Below are 21,165 nucleotides of genomic sequence, written 5' to 3' on the forward strand. Positions count from 1 at the left end.
GAAGGTTATCGTCGTCTGATCTCATGAAATTAGCTGTGGCTGTTCTTGAACTCCTGCATGAATTCCACGAGGGCCTGAGCGCTCTCGTAAGGAACGGCATTATACGCGGAAGCCCGCAAACCGCCGACGCTGCGGTGGCCCTTGAGGCCTACAAAGCCTGCTTGCTCCGAAGCCTTCACGAATTCCTTCTCCAGCTCCTCGGAGGCAAGACGGAACGTAATGTTCATATCGGAACGCACCTCTGCGTTCACGCAGCCGCGGTAGAAGCCTTCGCTGCTGTCGATGGCATCATAGATCAGACCCGCTTTCTTGCGATTCAACGCTTGAACACCTTGGAGGCCGCCCTTCTCCTCAATCCACTTCAGCACTTCGTTGATCATGTAAATGCCGAAAGAAGGCGGCGTGTTGTACAGCGAGTTATTTTTCAAATACGTATTGTAGCGAAGCATAGTCGGCAGATGTTTAGGAGAATCTGTAATCATGTCCTCTCTGACGATCACGACCGCCACGCCGGATGGTCCAAGGTTCTTCTGCGCACCCGCATACACCATCGCGAACTGGTTCATATCGAATGGACGGCTGAGAATATCGCTTGACATATCACCGATGAGCGGAACGGAACCGGTATCCGGGAATTCCTTAAACTGGGTGCCTTCAATGGTTTCATTGGAAGTCAGATGGAGATAAGCTGCATTGTCCGACAGCTTAATGTCTTGAATGCGGGGCAGAGTCATGTATTTGCTCTCTTCGGAAGATCCCGCCACATGGGTATCGCCGATCAGCTTGGCTTCTTTAATAGCCTTGTCCGCCCAGCTTCCCGTCATCACGTAGTTCGCAACCTGGCCTTGACCCAGGAAGTTCATCGGAATCATGGCGAATTGCGTGCTTGCGCCGCCCTGGATGAACAATACCTTGTAACCGGATGGATTCCCCAGCAGGGACAGCAGGCGCTCCTGCGCTTCGTTATGAACGGCTTCATAAACGGCGCCGCGATGAGACATTTCCATAATCGACATGCCGGTATTTCCGTAATTGACGAATTCGGCCTGGGCGCGCTCCAACACTTCAAGCGGCAATGCAGCAGGTCCTGCGTTAAAATTGTATGCTCTCTTGCTCAAAAGACTCTCCACCCTTTCTCTACTATGAATGCTGATTAACGCTAATCATAGCAACAATCCCATAGACCTTCAAGTGTAATTATTCACATTAAATTGTTCCGGTTACCAGCAGAAGAATTGGTACTTTCTGCTCCAAGATCTCTTTTCTCCGGGCGCCAGGCTTAATCGAACAAACACTTCCGGCGAAATAACGTGTCCGGTCCCCCACAGGGCCATATGCGCAACCGGAAAATCGCTGATCTCCCTTACCCCCGCCCTCCGGGCACTGTGCGTCAGCTCCCAGGAATACGGATAATCGCCGCCGTTGAAGCCTTTCATTCTTCCATAAAAGGGCTTATGCGGTCTGGCGGTCCAGCCTATCTCGTTATCCTGGACAGACAGCAAGTCCGAGGTATAGTCAGATTCGACCTCCGTAAACCGGACAGGAACCGGCAGCTTCAGCTTATACTCGGGTCCTACCGCTTCCTCGTTGATCCCTATGAAATTGTGGACATACTCCTCCGTATCGATCCTTCGGCTTCCTTCGTTAATAAGCTCGTAATCTATCGTTAATACGGTATCTTCAATCGAGATCTTCTTCACCAATCTTGCTGCATAGCCGTTTATGCTCCTGGAACGAACCGTATAGGAGATGTTCGAGTCACCCGAAATGACATCCACATCGAAAGGCTCCGCCGGATACGCATGCTGAAAGTTATACGGGGCCTCGCTGACCCGTTTAAGAAGGCCCACCCCTAATTTAGGAAACCAATCTCCAACTTCGGCCTCAGCGTACCCCATCCCTTCATGGAGTCCGAACTCGTTGCATAACCCGGACCCGGCCTGCGGGTTAAACCCTTCCGCAAACTCATGAACACAGAAGGTATGGCCGCTCTCGGTCAATTTCACCTGGGTGATGAAACCCGTGCGGTCAAAACGCGTGCCTTGATAACGTCCGACTTTCGCTATTTCGACTTCCAATCGTCCGTTCGCTAGTTGATGTCCCACAAACCATCGCTCCATTCATGATGAAGAAGCCCCGGCCGACTTGTCTGCCAGGGCTTCCGAAATTTTTATAAGTGCGGATCAGGCAAGCTCGACGTGTATCAAAGCACGTTCGCTGTCGGATAACGAGGACAGCATGCTGCGATCCAGGTCGACTGCCCCGGGATCTTGACTGCGCAGCTGTATCTTTTCACCGTTCAGCGTAACCGATTGAATCGCATAGCTTCCGTAATCCAACCGGTTTGGATTGCCGTATACGATTTGAAGCTGTTTTCCGGCAAACCCGGTAGTGACCGTGGCGTGGCCGTCGGCATTGAATTGAGCAGACCTTAGTTTCGGTTCCAGGCGAAGATGTCCACGGTTCCCTTTCACTCCAAACACCTCGGTCAGCATGGTGAGCAGCAGCCAGCTTGCCGACCCGGTTAGGTAGGGATACATCCCCCTTCCCTTCTCGTTAATGTACTCGGGAATGCCCGGATACATGCGGCTGCGTTCAAAATCCTGGCTCAGATCATAAATCGAACGCAATACCTCGTAGCCCTCTTGGACAAAACCTCTCTTATAAAGCGCATTGGCGTACATGACGCTCATATGGCTAAACATGGCCCCATTCTCTTTATGTCCGAACGCGAAGCCGAATGCCCGCCCGAGGTTTTGTTGGATCTCGCCAAAGTTCGAATTGAGGCGGTAACCGATGCTAGGGTCTTTTAAGTAACGGTCAACCGATTTCGTGATGTGCCCTACCTGTTCATCGTCCGCAATTCCGCCCATGACGGCAAAGACCTGGCCTGTTAGCGTCATGCGCACGCCCAGGGGATGATCGCCTTCCACGCGGGCGCCGTCATTATTGTAATACCCGTTAAACCAGGAGTACCCTTCTTGGCTCGTGATCCATTCGTTGCAGCGCAAATGCTGAATGAGCCAATCCGCCTTCAGCTTCAAATCCTGCACAACGTCCGCAATGCTGAATTTCCGTTTGTTCCCGGTCACGGACGCCTTGACGGCCTCATAATAGCTATCCAGCAAATTCAGCTTGCCCTGTACGTCCTCGTACGAGACGGGAGCCGTCACCGAATCGAGAAGCACCGCCATTTCCTCCGCTATTTCCACATGCTCGACGCCTTCCGTATCCTGCCACGCCAGCAGCAGATCGCCAAGCTGCATCAAATTGCTGGCATAAAACGCCGTGAAGGCCACGCTCTCCCCTCTGCCGGGAGCAAGGTCCAGACCGTCGTTCCAGTCGGCTCCCTCGAGTTTGATGTTGTTGTGTTCGCCGACGTTAAAGAACGGCACCAGATTTTGAAGCAGCATATGCTCCAGGACCGTACCTTCGTATACCTCGCCGCTGACGGTCAAGAGTCGATTCCCGTGCTCAGGCAGCCACCCGGCGTCCTTCTCCTGGCAGCGTTTTACGAATACGTCGCGGAAATAGGTCTGCGGCTGCTTCAGGAAATCCATATCCCCGCTCTGATCGATGTAAAGCAGCGTGGTCATGAAAGGCCAAGCGCCGTGATCCATCCATACGCGCGGAATGTTGTTCCGATCAGCAACGAATTCGCCCGGCTTCGTGCCGATGATCGTAGCATTGCTTCCGTCAATCCGGACGCCCGCATAGTTATTGAGCAGCAGATACCGAACCTCGGCAGGCTCCATAATCATCAAGGCCAGGCAATCCTGCCACAGGTCGCGCCATCCGCGGCCACCTCGGCCGTAATCATGATAAGGAAGAAAGGAATTCCCGTATAAACGGCGCAGGATCGGCTGCAGGGTAACCCATTTCATCCATAGATCCTGCTGCGGATCACCGGTCTGGAAGAATACCGTATTCAATTTCTCATTCCAATAGGCTTCGTTCTGCGCAAGCAGCTCATCAAACCGCTTCTCCGATAAATACGTTTCGGACAGCCTTTCGATGTCTGCGCGATCCTTCGCTATGACCATTGCCATAACATAGGCTTTGGATTCACCGGGCCGCAGCTCCGCCTCCGCGAACCGCAGGCCGCCAAGGGCCTCGTACCCTTCCATGGAGTCTCCGGCCTGCGCATATGCCGGCTTATTGGCAATGACGGCCTCAGGCCAATCGAGAGCTCCGCCCTCCCCGATGTATTCCTCGAGCACCGGGAAATGACCGATTGGGGCTGAGCCGTCCCCCTCCGCACCCAGCACGCTGTAGGATACGCGATTGATACGGTGACCCCGTTCGTCAAACGAGAGCACGGGCTGCACTTCGACCCCTTCCCGATGGACGTAAATCCGATGCAGCAGGGATGTCACATGACGATGGTCCCGCAGATCATCCGCCGAACGGCCATACAGCGGAACAGCCGCGGTAGGGGTCAGTTTAAGCGTCTGCTGGCCTACATTGGTCAGCGTTACTTTCATTAACTCGATCTGGTCATCCGTCACCGGCACGAAGCTGGTAACTTCCGTTTGCAGCCCGGCCTCCCCGTTCATCCGCTTCAGCTTGTGCCATAGGAACCCGGCTTCCAATTGGCCCTCTTCTTCCTGATGCATGAACCGGTTCGCATTCTGCTTGGCGGAGTTTCCGGATACGGACCATGCGCCATGCCCGTCGATGTGCACCCAAAAGTTGCGCGCGGACTTGGAATTATGAAGATCCTCCACCGATACCGGCGACATCAAAAACGTATTGTGGCTGCTGGTCATTTCGCCGTGAAGATTCGGCGTGATGGCCGACATCATGCCCGCCTCGTTGACCAAAGGAAAATATAAATAGTTATGAAGTTCAGGATGACGCAGCGTAAAGACTCCCTGATCCCCCTCGAACTTCCATCCCGTTGATTTCATATCGCTTTTTCTTCCCCTCTATGCCTTAGGATTTGACGGCTCCCGCCAGGGCACCGTCCACCAGATACTTCTGTATGAACGTATACAGAATGATCAATGGTGCGGCCACGATCGTAATTCCGCATGCAAGCAGCGGCCAGTTATTCCCGTACTGCCCTCTGAATTCTTTCAGGCCGAACGTAATGGGATAGTTGGACGGACTCGGCAGGTACATGATCGGCCCGACAAAATCGTTCCAGATTCCGATCGCGGTCAGAATGACGCCCGTTGCGATCACCGGCTTCATCAGCGGCAGAATGATCTGGAACAAGTAACGGATATAGCCGGAGCCATCCATGCCTGCCGCCTCATCCAAATCGCGGCTGATCGACTTGATGTAACCGACGAACATCATGAACACCACGCCCGTCCCCGTCGTTTTCAGCAGGATATAGCCGAGCTTGGTATCATACCCGAAGAACGAAACGCTTTCCTTGAAGGACAGCATCAATTTATACTGCGCAACCATCGGGTTCGGAAGGAACTGGGACAGCAAAAAGAACATGTAGATAAAACCGCTCCACATCACGTAACCGCGTGCGACCGGAAACGCCGCAAACAACGATACGATGATGGTCAGCACCGTCGCCGTCACCGTATAGATCAGGCTGTTCGCAAAATAACCCGCGAAATTGCCTTCGGACCATGCCTGGGAATAGTTGCCCCATTCGATGTTCTTCACGATTCCGATCGGGTTGAGCAAGTATTCGTTGAAGGATTTGAGCGATACATTGAAGACGAGCAGAAGCGGAACGACGTACAGAATCAGCAGCAAACCTATGACGGCATAAGAAAGAATTTGCGTGGTTTTGGAATTTCGCATCAATATTCCACCTCTCTCTTACGCGTCTGCTTGACGGCTACGACGACAAACAGGAGAATAATCAGGAACTGGATCACGGACAGTGCCGAAGGAAGGCCCATTTCCAAGCTTCCCCGGAACGTTTCCTTGTACACGTCGTAAGCCATCGTCCTAGTATTGAAACGACCGTCCGTTGTCGCCAATATGATATCGAACGTCGACATGGCGCCGATAATGGATAACAGCATATTCACCGTGAAGGACGGAGCGATCAGGGGGAAGGTGATATGGCGGAAAGACTGCCACTTGTTGGTGCCGTCAATATGACCCGCCTCGTATAAATCCTTCGGAACCGATTGGAGGCCAGCCAGAAAGATCAGCATGGAGTAGCCCATGTACATCCAGATCTGAACGAAAATAATATAACCGAACGCATGGGTAAAGCTGCCGAAGAACATGTCCTGATAGCCGAAAAGAGCGTCATAAAGGCGGTTGACCGGTCCGTTCAACGGATCGAACATCATGCCCCAGATCAGCGCAACCACGGCTACGCCGAGTACGACCGGCAGGAAGAATACCGCGCGGTAGAAGTAATCGCCTTTCAGCCGCTGGTTAATGATAACGGCGATAAACAGGGCGACCCCGTTTTGCACAATCGTCACGACGAACATGAAGATCAGGGTGTTTACGATCGAGCGCCACCGCTCGCCCGAGTTCCCTGAGAAGAAGAGCTCCCTGTAATTATCAAGCCCGACGAATTGATAGGTGCTGCCCGGCAGGTTCTTCACATCGGTAAAGGAATAGATGACCGTCAGGATCGAAGGTCCGAAATAAAAAACGATGTATAACGCCATCGGTATCAATAGCAGCAATAACGGTATGAAGCGGTTAAACCCTTTTCCAAATGGATACATCTCTCTCACCTCGCAAATCCATTTCAATGCATGTCGGGGCCTGCTGCACAGACCCCGATTACAGTATGGTTCTTTCTATACAAGTCTCTTTATAATAGAAGAAGTTTTATTTCGGAGCGGCTGCTTCCCATTCTTTTTGCTGAATGTCAGCCAGCTCTTTTGCCGTTTTATAAGGTCCGCCCGGTGCCAGGAATTCCGTGTGAACGCCTTCTGCAGCCAGATGCTCGCCGATATTCTGGCGGTTGATCATCATGATTTCGTACGCCAATTCGAACTCGCCGAGATAAGGAGTCAGTTCATTGTCAATGAAGTCGCTTTCCGTCTGAATGTTGTCCTGCGTCGGAATGAATCCGGCTGCCTTCACGAATGTCGTGTAATTTTCCGGCTCCGAGAAGAATTCAAGCCACTTCAGGGCTCCTTCTTTGTTCGGACCTTTCTCGGCCGCGTACCATGTTACGTCATACTTGCCGACAAAGGAGGCGTTCTTCGCTGCATCCTCGGTGGCCGGAAGCGGGAAGTAACCGAATTTCAACTCTGGATTAGCTGCCGCAACGGTTGGGGCATCCCAAGAGCCGTCAGCCAGCATCGCAGCTTTTCCTGTTGCAAAATAGGAAGGCGCCGTTGCATAATCGATCCCCATGAAGCCGTCGATCATGTAATTGTCTTGAAGCGTCTTCATTTTTTCCAAAACCTCGATGGCTTCTTCATCGTTATAAGCCGTCTCGCCTTTCCACACGCCCTCGATCCATTTCTGCTGGTCTCCGCCGCCCAGGATTTTGGCCTGCAGGGCGAACACTGGAAGTTTCAAAGGCCATACGTCTTTACCTGCTACAACAATCGGTGTGATGCCTTTGGCTTTCAAGTCATCGTTCAGCTTCATGAACTCCGACCACGTTTTCGGAACGCTTAAGCCGTTCTGCTCGAAGATTTCTTTATTGTAGAAGAGACCGGACATCGCAACCTTGCCTGTAGGAACGGCATATACTTTATCGTTATAAGTTCCGGCTTTTTCGATATCGTTTGCGTTATAATTCTTAATGAAGGCTTGGTCGGATAAATCCGCAATCAATCCGGTATCGATCCATTGCTGCCAATCGGGTACTTTAGCGCCCGGCGTCCATTCCTGCGGGGAGAGTCTCATTCCTGACAAATCGGCCAGGACGTCCACGTCATTGGCGGTGATTCTTGCTCTCTGCGCCTGCTTGTATTCGTCATCCGGACCCGTAGTGGTATACTCTACCGTATACTCGGGATACTTCTCTTCAAATTTCTTATTGATCTCTTCAATCGCTTTATTGATGTTATCTTGTTTCCAGTGTAAAATTTTGATGACCTTTTTATCGCCTTTGGCAGGTGCGCCTTGATCGGCTGAATCGCTGCTTCCGCAAGCTGCCAGCGAGAAGGTTAGAGCGCCAGCCAAAAGTAATGCTGATAACTTCTTAATCATTTGTTCGTTACCCCCTGAAATTAAATTGCAATTCATTATGAAACCGGATTCATGTTTCCGCTTTTTCTTGGCCTGTACAATCTTGATGCTACGAAACTATAATTATTAATTTTCGTAATTGAGCGAATTATACCGAAAGCGGTTTCGTAAGGCCTATTATTACGCATAATAATTTGTTTGTCAAAGCTTTTTTTATCGTTCCCGATACTTTTTTCTCACCGAACAGAGACAACCCTTTTTTCTTGATATGACAAGCCTTATGCCTGTTCTCTTTCATTGACTTACCTCGCTAAAGCAGATACACTGATTTACGAAACTGTTTCGAATCCGTGTGGTATAACATGGCAGCCGGATGGTACACCTTGGCTTGGACAAGCCCTTATGCATAGGTGAACCGTCATCATTTCATTGGATCATGGGAAATTCGTTCAAAACACACTCCTTAGTTAGACAGAAAACACGTATCTCATAACTTTTCTGTCCCTAAACATTACGCATAAAGGAAATTCATGATAAACATTAGCGAAAATTAACGAAAATAATGAAATGACATTATAAACAGAATAAGGGGCGTTTCGCATGGCGTTAAACATCAAAACAATCGCTAAAATGGCAGGGGTCTCCGTATCGACCGTCTCCAAAATTATCAACAACTACAGTGATGTATCCGATGAGACCAAAGCTCGCGTGTTGGAAATTATGAGAGAAACGGGATATACTCCTTCCAATTCCGCAAAAACGTTAGCAACCAAAAAATCCAATCTAATCGGCGTCATCTTTGCGGGAAAGCTGAACGTTGATTTTACCCACCCGTTTTTTGTTGAGGTGCTGAATTCTTTTAAGAAGCAGATGGGCGTTCTCGGCTATGATCTGCTGTTTTTTTCGAACGAGAAATTCCAAGGGGAGGATGCCGACTATCTCGGACGGTGCCGCCATTATCAGGTAGACGGCTGCGTCATTATATCCGGAGAAGAAATCGAGCCCTCGATTAAGGAGCTGGATGAAAGCGATATACCCTGCATCGGGGTCGATATTGAGCTGTTCGGCGAAATGTCGGGTCATATCATGTCCGACAATTACAAGATGTCCTCGAAGGTCGTGGAGCATTTTTATCTCCAGGGCTTCCGAGACTTGGGCTTCATTGGCGGCAGCAAGGAGTCCGAAATCTCCAATATGCGAGAGGCGGGTTATCGCAACGCCATGGAAAGCTTCGGCCTTCCGGCCCGCGCGGAGTGGTTCCTGAACGGGGATGATTTCTATGAGGCCAGCGGATATAAAGCGATGACACGGCTGATTAAGGCAGGATCCCTCCCCCGCGCCATTTTTGCGGCCTCGGATCAGATTGCCATCGGCGCCATCCAAGCGCTTCAAGAACATGGTCTGAATGTCCCTGACGACATGTCGATCATCGGCTGCGACGATATCGAGGCTTGCAAGTACACAACGCCTAAACTAACGACGATTCGGCAAAACAAAGAGAAAATCGGCCGCTTGGCGGCACTCATGCTCTACGACCTCATCCATAAACAGTCCCCCGTCAGTTCCTTTGTCGTCGAGCCCGAGCTCATCGTCCGCGAATCTTGCGGGAGCAACACGCATCACTACGGGTATTTCGGATAAACATCCGGGCAAAGGGGCAGCCAGGGCACTAGGCTCTTAATGAGCCCCTTGCCTTTCAGAGCCATCTTAGGATTGGTTCCAATCACGAGTGTATACCGTCAAAAAGAGCCTGGGGCATGATGCCCCAGGCTCTTTTATAATCCTGTTTATTAGATATCGTAGTACAGGGAGTACTCGTGCGGATGAACGCGGATGTTAACCGCTTTGGCTTCGGCACGCTTGAAGTCGATGAAGTTCTCGAGGAATTCTTGCGTGAATACGCCGCCCTCTGTCAAGAACTCATAGTCTGCTTGAAGTGCATCCAATGCCTCGTCCAGGGAGCCCGGTACGCTGCGGATTTCCTTCTTCTCGGCGTCGGACAATTCGTAAATGTTTTTATCGAATGGCCCGTAACCGAGTGCGGTAGGATCGATTTTGCGCTTGATCCCGTCCAGACCGGCCATCAGCATAGCAGAGAATGCAAGGTAAGGGTTCGCAGTGGAGTCCGGTGTGCGGAACTCGATGCGGCAGCCTTTAGGCGTTACGGCAGCAACCGGAATCCGTACTGCGGCAGAACGGTTGCCCTTGGAGAATACGAGGTTAACCGGTGCTTCATAGCCTGGTACCAGACGTTTGAAGGAGTTGGTGCTCGGATTCGTCAAAGCGATCAAGGCAGGCGCATGGTACAGAATACCGCCGATGTAGTGCAGCGCCGTTTCACTCAGGTTCGCATAAGCGCCTTTTTCGTAGAACAGCGGAGTGTCGCCGTCGAAAATGGATTGGTGAACGTGCATGCCGCTACCGTTATCCCCGAACAATGGCTTCGGCATGAACGTAGCCGTTTTGCCGTATTGGCGGGCTGTGTTATGCACGATATATTTATAGATCAACAAATTGTCAGCTGTTTTCTTCAATGTATCGAAACGGAAATTGATTTCGGCCTGGCCGGCAGTTGCCACCTCATGGTGGTGACGCTCAACGCGAAGACCTGCTTCGTCGAGGAGACGGCACATTTCGCTGCGGATATCCTGTTGAGTATCCACTGGCGCTACAGGAACATATCCGCCCTTAACCCCTACTTTGAAACCCAGGTTGCCGCCTTCTTCCTTGCGGTTCGTATTCCACTGGGCTTCCTCGGAGTCTACGAAGTAGCTGGAGCTGTTCATGGAGCTTTCATAGCGGACTTCATCGAACAGAAAGAACTCGGATTCCGGTGCGAAGAAGGCTGCCGTTCCGATGCCGGCTTCTTGAAGGTATTGCTCGGCACGAGCCGCGATTCCGCGCGGGTCACGCTCATAAGCATCGCCTTCCGGAGTATAGATGTTGCTCATAATGTTAAGTGTAGGGTGTGCAGTAAACGGATCAATATAGCAAGACTCCGGATCAGGCATCATGACCATATCCGATTCTTCAATGCCGCGGAATCCTGGAATAGAAGATCCATCAAACGCTACCCCGTTCACGAAAGTTTCTTCGTCTACTTCTGAAGCCGGCAAGCTAATGTGATGCACCCGTCCCGACAAGTCTACAAAACGAAAATCGACCCACTCAATATTGTTCTCTTTAATGGTTTGCAATACTTTCTCTACCGACATGTCTCTTCCTCCCAATTTCCGAACATTAAGACTTAAACAGCTTAACAATGTTCATAATCTTTCGATTTCTTTTCGTCATTATATGCCGGGAGATAACCTGACGTCAATACCTATGTAAGGTATTTTTTAAAACGGTGTCATGTTATCTGACATGAAAAACCAATTAAAGTAAATGCAGCAAAAAGACACCTGTGGTAAAAATACAGGTGCCTTCTACTATAAATTAGGGGATGGCGAAGCCATTCATTGTGTTCTTGCCGCTATGCTCGAATATATCATTATAGCATGTAACACGTGTTATACGCGCGCGAATTCAGAAGCAGGCGCTTTGGCCGTGGCAAAGCTCTTCCCTACCAATGGAGCCAGCTTCTCCAAGTCTTTAAGCAGTGCGGCGAATTGGTCCGGGAACAGGGATTGGACCCCGTCGCCTGTCATCGAGTTGTCCGGATCCGTATGCATTTCAATGATAAGACCGTCGGCTCCGGCCGCGACGGATGCCTTGGACATCGGTTCGACCAGCTCGCGCCGGCCCGTTCCGTGACTCGGGTCAGAGATGACCGGAAGGTGGCTCAATCCTTGCAAAACAGGAATGGCAGATAAATCCAGCGTATTCCGGGTATAAGTTTCGAATGTTCGGATTCCGCGTTCGCAGAGCATGACATTCGGATTGCCGCCGGCCAGGATGTATTCCGCTGCGTTCAGGAATTCGTCATAAGTTGCACTGAAACCTCTTTTCAGCAAAACCGGTTTGCCGCAGGTGCCAAGTTTCCGAAGCAGATCGAAATTTTGCATGTTGCGGGTGCCCACTTGCAGAATATCGGCGTACTCCGCGCAGATATCGACGTATTCGGGCGTCATCACCTCTGTAATGGTCAACAGGCCATGCTTTTGCCCGGCTTCCGCCATCATGATCAGACCTTCGACGCCAACGCCCTGAAAGCTGTATGGACCCGTACGAGGCTTAAATGCGCCCCCTCTTAGCACTTGTCCGCCTGCTGCTTTCACCAGCTGCGCAATTTCATCAATCTGCTGCGCGGATTCGACGGCACATGGGCCGCCCATGACAACCAGATTGCCGCCGCCAATCTTGGTTCCCTTAATATCGATCACCGTATCATCCGGATGGAAATCACGGCTGGCAAGCTTGTAGGACTTGGAGATCTTAACTACATTCTCTACGCCCTTCATTTGGCGAAGATGCTCCGCAAGCTTCGGGTTCACGCTGCCAATCAGGCCGATCACCGTGCGATCCGCCCCCTTCGATACGTGAGCCTGGAGCCCTTCCTTCTCAATTTCGGTAACGATATGCTGAACTTGTTCCTCTGATATTTGATTGGATGTAATGACGATCATAAATAAACCTTCTTTCTGAATGAATTCCAATTTCGATGTTGATTTCAATCCATGGATAATCACTTTCGCACTTGTTCGCTTTTAAGCTTTTATGCTTTTAATCGATAAAGTAAATATACAGAAAAAATCTCCCCTCGTCAAGCCCATTCTTCAGGCCATCACGATCGGGAGATATTCCTCGCCTGTTACATCAGCGTTTTGTTGCGTCCTTCCGCTACGGTTCGCTTCACCAGCGGTATGACAATTCTTACCGTTGTCCCGATGCCGGCGCGGCTGAATAACGTGACCCCATACTCGCTGCCGTAGTGAAGCTTGATCCGTTGATCTACGTTTCGTATGCCGTAACCCGCATTGGTCAGATCCTGTCCCCCTGTATTATCCAGCACGCGGCCGGGCGGGAAACCGACGCCATTATCGATGATTTTGAATTCCAAAGCATCTTCCAGCAATCTGGCCGTTATCCGGATATGAATATAGTCTCCGGTCCACGCATGCTCGAGCACATTCTCGATAAACGGCTGCAAAATCAATTTCACGGTTTCATACCGGACCACCTCGGGCTCAAAATCATAAGTAACCTGCATCCGGTCGTCGTATTTAATCTTTTGAATGTCCACGTAAGCTTGGGCCTGTTCCAATTCATTCTTCACGGATATGATGTTCCGGCCGTCGTTGAGCGACAAACGATAAAACTTCGCCAGGTCCATTACCATGCGCTGCAGTTTATCCAGCATCCCGAACCGCGCGAGGCGGCTGATGGAGGATAGGGTATTGTATAAGAAATGCGGATTAATCTGCGCGTGCAGCGACTCCAGTTCTGCTTCCTTTTTCTGCAGGTCGGCCAGATACACCTCATTGATCAGTTTGCCGATGTTGCTGCCCATATCGTTCAAGGCTGAGGAAATATGCGTAAATTCATCATTCCCCTTAAAGGATACCCGTTTATGGAATTCGCCTTCCTGGAACGAGTCCAGCACGGATACGATTTTGGACACCCGGCGGCTGAAATATCTGGAGACCACGATGCTGACCACGAAGAAGATACCGATGCAGATCAGACAGATCAGATAGGTTAGATTACGTATTTTGACCGTGTCTTTTTCCACGATTTGAGCAGGCACGACGGCAATCAAATCCCAGCCGAGCTGGGGAATGGGCTTCCGAATCAGAAGGTCCCCGTTCTTGCGAAGTTCCTTCTCCTTGAAAACGTTTGTGGATTTTCCCCCTGATGAAAGAACGACCCGGCCCTGTGCATCCGATAAATACAATGCGGTCCCGTCACCGATCTTCTTGTAATCCATGCTTTCAAACAGGTCCGTCATACTGACGTTCATCCGCATGAACCCGATCTCCTGCGGTTTGATGGTCGAACTGATATCCACAAGCCGCCGCAGCAAGGATATGCGTCCGTTGCTCACATCGTCCTCAATCTGCTTCCACTGCAGGGTTACGCCGTAATTTTCTTCCTTCGGATATAATTTATACCAGGACCGTTCCTCCAGCCTGTCATATTGATAAATATCAAACAGACGTTTGTTGGAGTCCAGCGGGTCCGTATACGTATAACTGTCATAGATCTCCCTAAGGTCGTCGTTGCGCAGGTAGATCGATAACCAGATCCTTCGGTTCGCCGTGCTTACCGCGGTCTCCAGCTTCGGAATCAGCACGTTGATCGTGGTGTCATAGCTTATCCAAGCGCTTTCGGTAAAACGCAGACGGCTGTTAAAGGTCGTATCAAAATAAAGCATATCCGATATCCGGATCATGTCCTCCATCTTATACGATATGTTCTCGCTCATCTGATGAAGCGTGCCCTGAATGTTGTTATACGTCTGCTCTCGGGTGGACTTCACGAAGACCTGATTCGCAATCTGACCGACAAGCAGCACCGGTATAATGATAAATACGCAGTACGAAAACATTAACTTGTATCCGAAAGGTATCTTGACCCGTATTCGTTCGAATTTCCCCGCCATAGCCTGTTTGACCCCATATCTAATCTGAATTTTGCTAGTTACGAGTGCTTGCGCCGGTATTCCAGAGGCGTCATTCCATACATTTCCTTAAACTGCCTGCTGAAATAAGGCAGATACTGATAACCTGTCTGTGATGCAATTTCATATATTTTGAGCTTGGTCGTCTTGAGGAGATCCCTGGCGCGCTCCATCCGGAGCTTGATTACATAATCGCTAAAGTTGTGCCCGGTTTCTTCCTTGAAGAGCACCCCGAGATAATTCGGTGAAAAAGAAAACCGGTTCGCCATATCCCGCAGCGTAATATTCTCGTGCATGCGAGCCTGGATATTCTCTATAATCTCTTCGACCAGCCTGCCATTCTTGGTTGATTTGCGGTTCTTGAGCATTTCCGAAATTTCCATTGCCTTCATGCGGAGCCATGAGAAAATATCATCCATCGTTTCGAATTGAAGCAGAATATCCAGGTTTTTGAGCTCCAGTCCTGCCATACGATATAACTCTTCGTTCATCGCTTGCAGATGTCCTTCCAGCTTCACCATGATATACACGGCCAAATTGCGTATGGTGAACTTGGATCGGATGCTGGATGCCAGCAGTTGAATCGCTTCCAGTTCGTCATAGATACGAACGATATCATACTCCGTCATGGCTGTAAATAAAGCATCCAGACGGATGTCGAGGCTTTTTACGTCTTCCCGGTCCTCGGTCGGCACCTCGCTGTACAGGATCCATTTGCCCTTGCCCCGGAACATCTTATAATCCAGCGCGTCCAAAGCCTCCATGTACGACGTGTGAAGCTGCTCCAGCTGATGGACGGCCCTGCCTTCCCCGACCGTCATCGAATAGTTATATTCCCGTTTTAATTCCTCCAGCAGGGCTTGAATCTCTTCCTTGCCCCGGCCCCCGTTAAGGAGTACGGCCGTTCGCTGATCGGTTACCTTGCATATATATTCAAAGCCGCGCTGTTCAAGCCGTTTATGCAGTCTCGTGAAATACTCCTCTATGGCACTCAGCTTTTCCTCGGAATCGAGCGAGCCGGTTCGCCAGGTGCTCACATTATCAAGCTCCAGCAGAATGACGCAGACCGGCCAATGAAGCTCTGTCAGCCGGTACTCCCGCTTGATAATGTCCAGGATGGCTCCGTCATAGGGCCGCAGAAGGATTTGCAGGAGATACTGATTTTTGAGGATGGGGATCATCTGCTGGTAAGCTTCCTCCGTCTCCTTGCGTTCATGAAGACGATCCAGCTCCATTCTAACCTTCGTTAATGCATCGATCAGCTCCTGGTCCTCCATTGGCTTTAACACATAACTGCATGCGTTCAAAGCAATCGCCTGCTTCACGTAACCAAAGTCCTGGTAACCGCTTACGAAGATAATCCGGAGCTCCTCCTGCAATTTCAGTGCCCGCTGAGCTAGCTCAAGCCCGGTCATGTTCGGCATGCGTACATCGGTAACGAGGATGTCGACCTTCTCACTTTCGAGCACCTCACAAGCAGCAAAGCCGTTATTGACCGAATCGATCACTTTCATTCCGAGATCTTCCCATGGAATAAAGCTTTTCATGCCCTCTAGGTCCAGTATTTCGTCGTCTGCCAGCAGCACTTTATACACGGGTATCATCTCCCCCATAAATTCCGATAAGGGTATACTGCATAAGCAGCATACCCTTCTTGGTTTAAGCAAAAATTAATTATTGGCCTTTCATTTTAGCAACGTTCTCTTGCCATTTCGTTGTTTTGAATGCAAGCAGCTTATCGTATCCTGCAGCTTGAGCATCGGCTTCAGCCTTGTCGAGGATTGCCAATACTTCGGCATCATCCTTCGCATACAGGGCTTTCGCTCTGGATTCCGTAAAAATATCTTCTACGCGTTGACGAATAATTCCTTCCTCGCTGTCCGGAGCCGGATCGAGGTTAATGTACTCCGTAGCATTGGCTTGAGTTTTCCAAGTGACTTCATATTGCCAGCGAGTGGACCAGTTGCGCTGCTCTTCCGGCAACGTGCTCTCGTATTTCGCTTTCGCTGTATCAACAAACACGGTGTTACCATTCCAGTGAAGATTCGTTGTGATGGCTTGCAGCTTGCCGAGACCGGCAGCATCCGTTACATATTTCTCGGTAAACTTCGGTGTTACGCCATCCTCTTCAAATCCGTCCCAATATCCTCCTGGAGGCCCCCACATGAGAACGCTTTGGCCTTCAGGACCAGTGTACCAATCCAAGAATGCGAAAATCGCTTCGGGATCTTTAGCGGATTTCGTAATGACACTTACGTTCCAACCCAATTGCGTATAAGTACCAGGGAAGATCTTGTTCTTGTCCAGGCCTTCCTTGTGAATCGGCCAGATCATGAAGTAACCGGCTTCCGGATCCTTCGCCGTCAATTCAGCGTGGGCGTTCATTGCATTTTCCGTCGGGCTCGAAGCGGCATACACAGCAACGCGTCCCGTGTTCACTTTTTCTTTTACTTGGTCAGCCGTTTGGGTCATGGCATCCTGAGAAATCAATTTCTCGCGGAACAGCTTCGCGGAATACTGCATCGACTCGCGGAAAATCGGATCCGTAAAGATCGAAGTCAGCTTATCGCCGTTAGGCACACCGCGGATGCTGATCCAACGAGTCAGAGCGTTTTTCTGCGAATGCAGAGTACAGCACCTCGATACCTTGACCTTGTACGTGCGGCTCATAAGGAACCACTTGATCGCCGTATTTCGCTTTGACGGCTTTCAGGTATTCATACAGATCATCCGTCGTTTCCAGCTTCGGCTCGCCAAGCTCTTTGTAGATCTTCTTGTTTACAACATAACCTGCATTACCGTTCGGTTGGTTCGTATACCAGTTCGGGAACTGATACAGCTTGCCGTCCGGAGAGCGAAGCATGTTCAGACCTTCGTCGCCCATCCACTCTTTCAGGTTAGGATATTTATCAAGATATTCATCGAAAGGTACGAGCATATCGGCTTGACGCAGCTTCTCTACGTCCGGACCACGGTCCATCCACATCACATCCGGAAGCTCCGTGGATGCGATCATGGTATTGAATTTTTGCTGGGCGTTACCTTGCGAATGGATCGCGTTGACGGTTACCTTCTTGTTCTCTTTAATCCATTTCGAAGATTCGTCTTGTCCCCATGGCGGCATGGTGTACTCGTTATAATGGCCGTAGAAACTGAACTCAAGCGGTGTTTCGCCAAGCACAAACTTGTCGGATGCCTCCGTTGGAGGCGTGCTGGTTCCGTTTTCGCCTGCAGGCGCCGGATCCGCAGTCTTGTTTCCACCGCCGCCGCCGCATGCAGAAAGCATCAGCGCTGCCGCAAGCAAAGCCGTCATGGACGTGGTCAGCGATTTCTTTCTCAACCTCATTCTCTAATTTCCCCTTTCGTTTTTACACTTGATATTTATGTCTAAAGCTTAAGGCTTCAAACAACACGCTTTGTTTTCCCTACTCTTTCAGGGAACCTACCAGAACACCTTTAACGAAGTGCTTCTGTACGAATGGATACACCATAATAATCGGAAGCGTTGCCACCATCATGGTTGCCATGGACAACGACTTGGAGGTTACGCTTTGCATCCGGGAGAGCACCGCCTGCGAAGCGGAATCCAGGTTGCTCATCTGTTCAGACATAATATTGGAGTTCAATATTTGACGAAGCATGGTCTGAATCGGAAGCAAGTTCTCGTTATTGATGTAGATACTCGGCAAGAACCATTCATTCCAATGGGAAACCGCCGTAAACAACGATAATGTTGCGATGACCGGACCGGACAGAGGCAGAATGATCTTAAAGAAAATGCCCCAGTTGCCGCAGCCGTCGATTTTGGCGGACTCTTCAAGACCGCTTGGGAGGCCGTTGAAGAATGTCCGGAAGATGATCATATTCCACACGCTTACCAAACTCGGGATAATGAACACCCAGAAGGAATCCATCAGACCCAAACCGCGAACGAGCATGAACGTCGGGATCAAGCCGCCGCCGAAATACATCGTAACGATACACATAATCATGTAGTATTTGCGGCCGATCAGCTCCCGCTTGGTCATCCCGTAAGCGAAAATGGAGGTTACCAGTATGGAGGAAATCGTTCCGATCACGGTACGAAGCACCGAAATCTTGAAACCATTCAGCAACCGGTTATCCTGAAACACGATGCCGTAATTCTCAAGCGTAAAATCACGGGGCCAGAAGGTAACGCCCCCCATTGCCGTATCTGAACCTGAGTTAAATGAAATGACTAGTCCGTTCCAAAACGGATAAAACGTTACAAAGGCCAAGAATGCCAAGAAGATATAAATGATGACCATCATCACTTTGTCGCCAAATGCTAGACGTACCACTATTACCCGCTCCCTTCCTCATAATGATCTCTTACCATAAGCTGTTTCCTGATTTGCGTGCAATCAAGTTGGCAATCGTCAGAAGCATGACGCTGATCACCGCTTTAAACAAGCCTACGGCCGTTGCATATGAGAATCGGGAGTTTTCGATACCTATTCGATAGACATATGTGTCGATAACGTCGGATACCTCTCGCAATACCGGATTCTTAGCCAAGAGCAAGATGTCTTCGAAGCCTGCGGTCAGCAAGTTACCAATGGCAAGAATCATGAAAATAACGACGACCGGCATGATCGATGGAAGCGTAATCGTGAAGATCTGCCTGAATTTGCTTGCGCCATCCATGTCAGCCGCTTCATACATGTGCGGGTCAACCCCGGCAACCGCCGCCAAGTATACGATGGAGGAAAATCCAATCTCTTTCCATACCCCTGTCGTTACGAGAATTCCCCAGAAATATTCCGGTAGCGACAGGAAGTTGATCGGCTCTTCGATCAAATTCAGCTTCTGCAGCAAAATGTTCACGCTGCCGTTATCCGTTGACAAGAGCGAAATCGCAAAGCCTGAGACAATAACCCAGGACAGAAAGTGCGGAAGATAACTGACCGTTTGCACCAGTCTCTTGAAGAACATATGCCGAACTTCGTTCAGCATAAGCGCCAGCAGAATCGGTGCCGGAAATCCAATAAGAAACTTGAGCAAACTGATGACGATCGTGTTTCTCATGACCGTCATGAATTCCGGCGATTCAAAAAACATTTCGAAATGCTTGAATCCGGCCCACGGGCTGTCGCCCATCCCCTTGAAAATGTTAAAGTCTTGGAAAGCCATTAAAATACCGTACATCGGTATGTAGCTAAACACAAAAACGAGTGCCAGTGCAGGAAGCACCATTAACTGTATATCCCATTGTTTAGCAAAGCGAAGCAATAAGCTTTCCTTCTTCCGTTTCGGAACAGGTTCCTGTTCTACGGATATTTGCGCCATGTCCAACCCCCCGTGTGTTCTATGCCATGAAGTTTACCTGATGTCTAACATTGTAGAATAAACGATCGAATATAAACATTTGCCTATTCAACGAAAAATGATAGTATTCAATCGAGAATGAAACGCTTACACGGCATGGAATGTTTGCGAGGGTGAAACGCTGGGTGCGATTCTTTTCCATAAACGTAAAAAGACCCACCGCAAACATCATTGCGATGGGTCTGAAAAATAAGCTTGTGATGGCATTAACTATGATTTGCTCTTCACCCGAACAGGCGGAAGCAATTTACTCATATTCACCGTACGCTTGATCTCCCAAGTTTCCGGCTGATCATGTTCATACTGTTCCAAATAGGCGATGACTTCCTTCGTGATCGGAGTCGGTGTTGATGCCCCTGATGTAACTGCCACTTTGCCTACTCCTTCAAGCCATTCGCGTTTGAGTTCCGTCACATCGCCAATACGGTGGGCCGGTACTCCTGCTATCTCTTCGGATACCTGAGCAAGACGGTTCGAGTTATTGCTGCGAGGATCTCCTACCACGATCACTAAATCCGCCTGACCGGCTTGTTCGGCTACCGCTTCCTGACGCACCTGCGTTGCAAGACAAATTTCATTATGAATCTCCGCTCCCGGGAATTTATCGAGCAAGCTCTTCATGATATGCTTGATGTCCCATTGACTCATCGTGGTCTGGTTCGTGATGATGATTCGGGATGTTTTTACCTGAAGCTGTTCAATTTCTTCTTCCTTCTCGATCAGATGCACGTGTTCCGGTGCGATCCCGATCGCCCCTTCCGGCTCGGGATGCCCCTTCTTCCCGATGTAAATGATCTCATATCCGTCGGCTGCCTTATCCCGGATCAGATCATGGGTTTTCGTCACATCCGGGCAAGTGGCGTCGAGCGTGGTCAGCCCTTTATCCCGCGCAAGCTTGCGTACTTCGGGAGAGACCCCGTGTGCGGTAAAAATAACGGTCCCGCTCTCCACCTGGCTCAGGATTTCCATCCGATTCGGACCGTCCAGGGTAATGATGCCTTCGTCCTCAAAGGATTGCGTGACATGGCTGTTATGCACAATCATGCCCAATATATAAATAGGCCGAGGAAGGTCCAGATTCTGCGCCGCCTGACGCGCCAAGACCATGGCGTCGACGACACCGTAACAATAACCTCTCGGTGATATTTTCAAGACTTCGATGA

14 protein-coding genes and 1 pseudogene are annotated in these 21,165 nt (G+C 50.0%); 1 reads left to right on the top strand and 14 read right to left on the bottom strand.

Annotated features, from left to right (window positions below; translation table 11 throughout):
• Positions 1-29: 29 nt before the first annotated feature.
• The 6 genes from serC to P0X86_RS25585 all read right to left on the bottom strand — a co-directional run bounded on the left by serC (position 30) and on the right by P0X86_RS25585 (position 8,112).
• Positions 30-1,118 (bottom strand): 3-phosphoserine/phosphohydroxythreonine transaminase, encoded by a 1,089-nt coding sequence (gene serC / locus P0X86_RS25560; protein ID WP_277746782.1) that lies wholly within the window; start codon positions 1,116-1,118, stop codon positions 30-32.
• A 102-nt stretch (positions 1,119-1,220) separates the two neighbouring features.
• Positions 1,221-2,105: a hypothetical protein gene (locus tag P0X86_RS25565; RefSeq protein WP_277746783.1), complete on the bottom strand. Its 885-nt coding sequence runs from the start codon at positions 2,103-2,105 to the stop codon at positions 1,221-1,223.
• A 78-nt stretch (positions 2,106-2,183) separates the two neighbouring features.
• Positions 2,184-4,910, bottom strand: a complete 2,727-nt coding sequence (locus P0X86_RS25570; RefSeq protein ID WP_277746784.1) for a GH36-type glycosyl hydrolase domain-containing protein — start codon at positions 4,908-4,910, stop codon at positions 2,184-2,186.
• Between the two features lie 25 nt (positions 4,911-4,935).
• Positions 4,936-5,772, bottom strand: a complete 837-nt coding sequence (locus tag P0X86_RS25575) for a carbohydrate ABC transporter permease (RefSeq protein ID WP_009595751.1) — start codon at positions 5,770-5,772, stop codon at positions 4,936-4,938.
• Positions 5,772-6,665, bottom strand: coding sequence for a carbohydrate ABC transporter permease (locus tag P0X86_RS25580; RefSeq protein WP_277746785.1), 894 nt, complete (start codon positions 6,663-6,665; stop codon positions 5,772-5,774). The genes P0X86_RS25575 and P0X86_RS25580 overlap by 1 nt, the downstream gene beginning before the upstream one ends.
• 106 nt (positions 6,666-6,771) lie before the next feature.
• Positions 6,772-8,112 carry an ABC transporter substrate-binding protein gene (locus P0X86_RS25585; protein ID WP_009595768.1) on the bottom strand — a complete coding sequence of 447 codons (1,341 nt, stop codon included), beginning with the start codon at positions 8,110-8,112 and terminating at the stop codon, positions 6,772-6,774.
• A 579-nt stretch (positions 8,113-8,691) separates the two neighbouring features.
• Between P0X86_RS25585 and P0X86_RS25590 the strand changes: the two genes are divergently transcribed.
• Complete coding sequence (locus P0X86_RS25590; RefSeq protein ID WP_009595772.1) at positions 8,692-9,732, top strand: LacI family DNA-binding transcriptional regulator; 1,041 nt, start codon at positions 8,692-8,694, stop codon at positions 9,730-9,732.
• Between the two features lie 149 nt (positions 9,733-9,881).
• On the opposite strand, the gene glnA is transcribed toward P0X86_RS25590, so the two are convergent.
• The 8 genes and pseudogenes from glnA to P0X86_RS25630 form a co-directional block, all read right to left on the bottom strand.
• Positions 9,882-11,306, bottom strand: a complete 1,425-nt coding sequence (gene glnA, locus P0X86_RS25595; protein ID WP_009595727.1) for a type I glutamate--ammonia ligase — start codon at positions 11,304-11,306, stop codon at positions 9,882-9,884.
• Between the two features lie 297 nt (positions 11,307-11,603).
• Positions 11,604-12,659 (bottom strand): 3-deoxy-7-phosphoheptulonate synthase, encoded by a 1,056-nt coding sequence (aroF, locus tag P0X86_RS25600; RefSeq protein WP_213579613.1) that lies wholly within the window; start codon positions 12,657-12,659, stop codon positions 11,604-11,606.
• A gap of 185 nt (positions 12,660-12,844) precedes the next feature.
• Positions 12,845-14,635 carry a sensor histidine kinase gene (locus P0X86_RS25605; RefSeq protein WP_096776406.1) on the bottom strand — a complete coding sequence of 597 codons (1,791 nt, stop codon included), beginning with the start codon at positions 14,633-14,635 and terminating at the stop codon, positions 12,845-12,847.
• A gap of 38 nt (positions 14,636-14,673) precedes the next feature.
• On the bottom strand, positions 14,674-16,248 hold the full coding sequence (locus P0X86_RS25610; RefSeq protein ID WP_277746786.1) for a helix-turn-helix domain-containing protein: 1,575 nt from the start codon (positions 16,246-16,248) through the stop codon (positions 14,674-14,676).
• Between the two features lie 79 nt (positions 16,249-16,327).
• A pseudogene (locus P0X86_RS25615) lies at positions 16,328-17,999 on the bottom strand (extracellular solute-binding protein).
• A gap of 79 nt (positions 18,000-18,078) precedes the next feature.
• The gene (locus P0X86_RS25620) at positions 18,079-18,975 is read right to left on the bottom strand and encodes a carbohydrate ABC transporter permease (RefSeq protein ID WP_009594306.1); all 897 of its coding nucleotides are present in this window, start codon (positions 18,973-18,975) and stop codon (positions 18,079-18,081) included.
• 31 nt (positions 18,976-19,006) lie between these two features.
• A complete protein-coding gene (locus tag P0X86_RS25625) occupies positions 19,007-19,963 on the bottom strand; it encodes an ABC transporter permease (protein WP_009594311.1) in 957 nt (318 codons plus the stop codon).
• 249 nt (positions 19,964-20,212) lie between these two features.
• Positions 20,213-21,163 carry a 4-hydroxy-3-methylbut-2-enyl diphosphate reductase gene (locus P0X86_RS25630; RefSeq protein WP_096776699.1) on the bottom strand — a complete coding sequence of 317 codons (951 nt, stop codon included), beginning with the start codon at positions 21,161-21,163 and terminating at the stop codon, positions 20,213-20,215.
• Positions 21,164-21,165 lie beyond the last annotated feature (2 nt).

Origin of the sequence: Paenibacillus sp. BR1-192, assembly GCF_029542445.1 — a bacterium.
In the GTDB taxonomy this organism is placed as follows: Bacteria; Bacillota; Bacilli; order Paenibacillales; family Paenibacillaceae; genus Paenibacillus_AQ; species Paenibacillus_AQ lautus_A.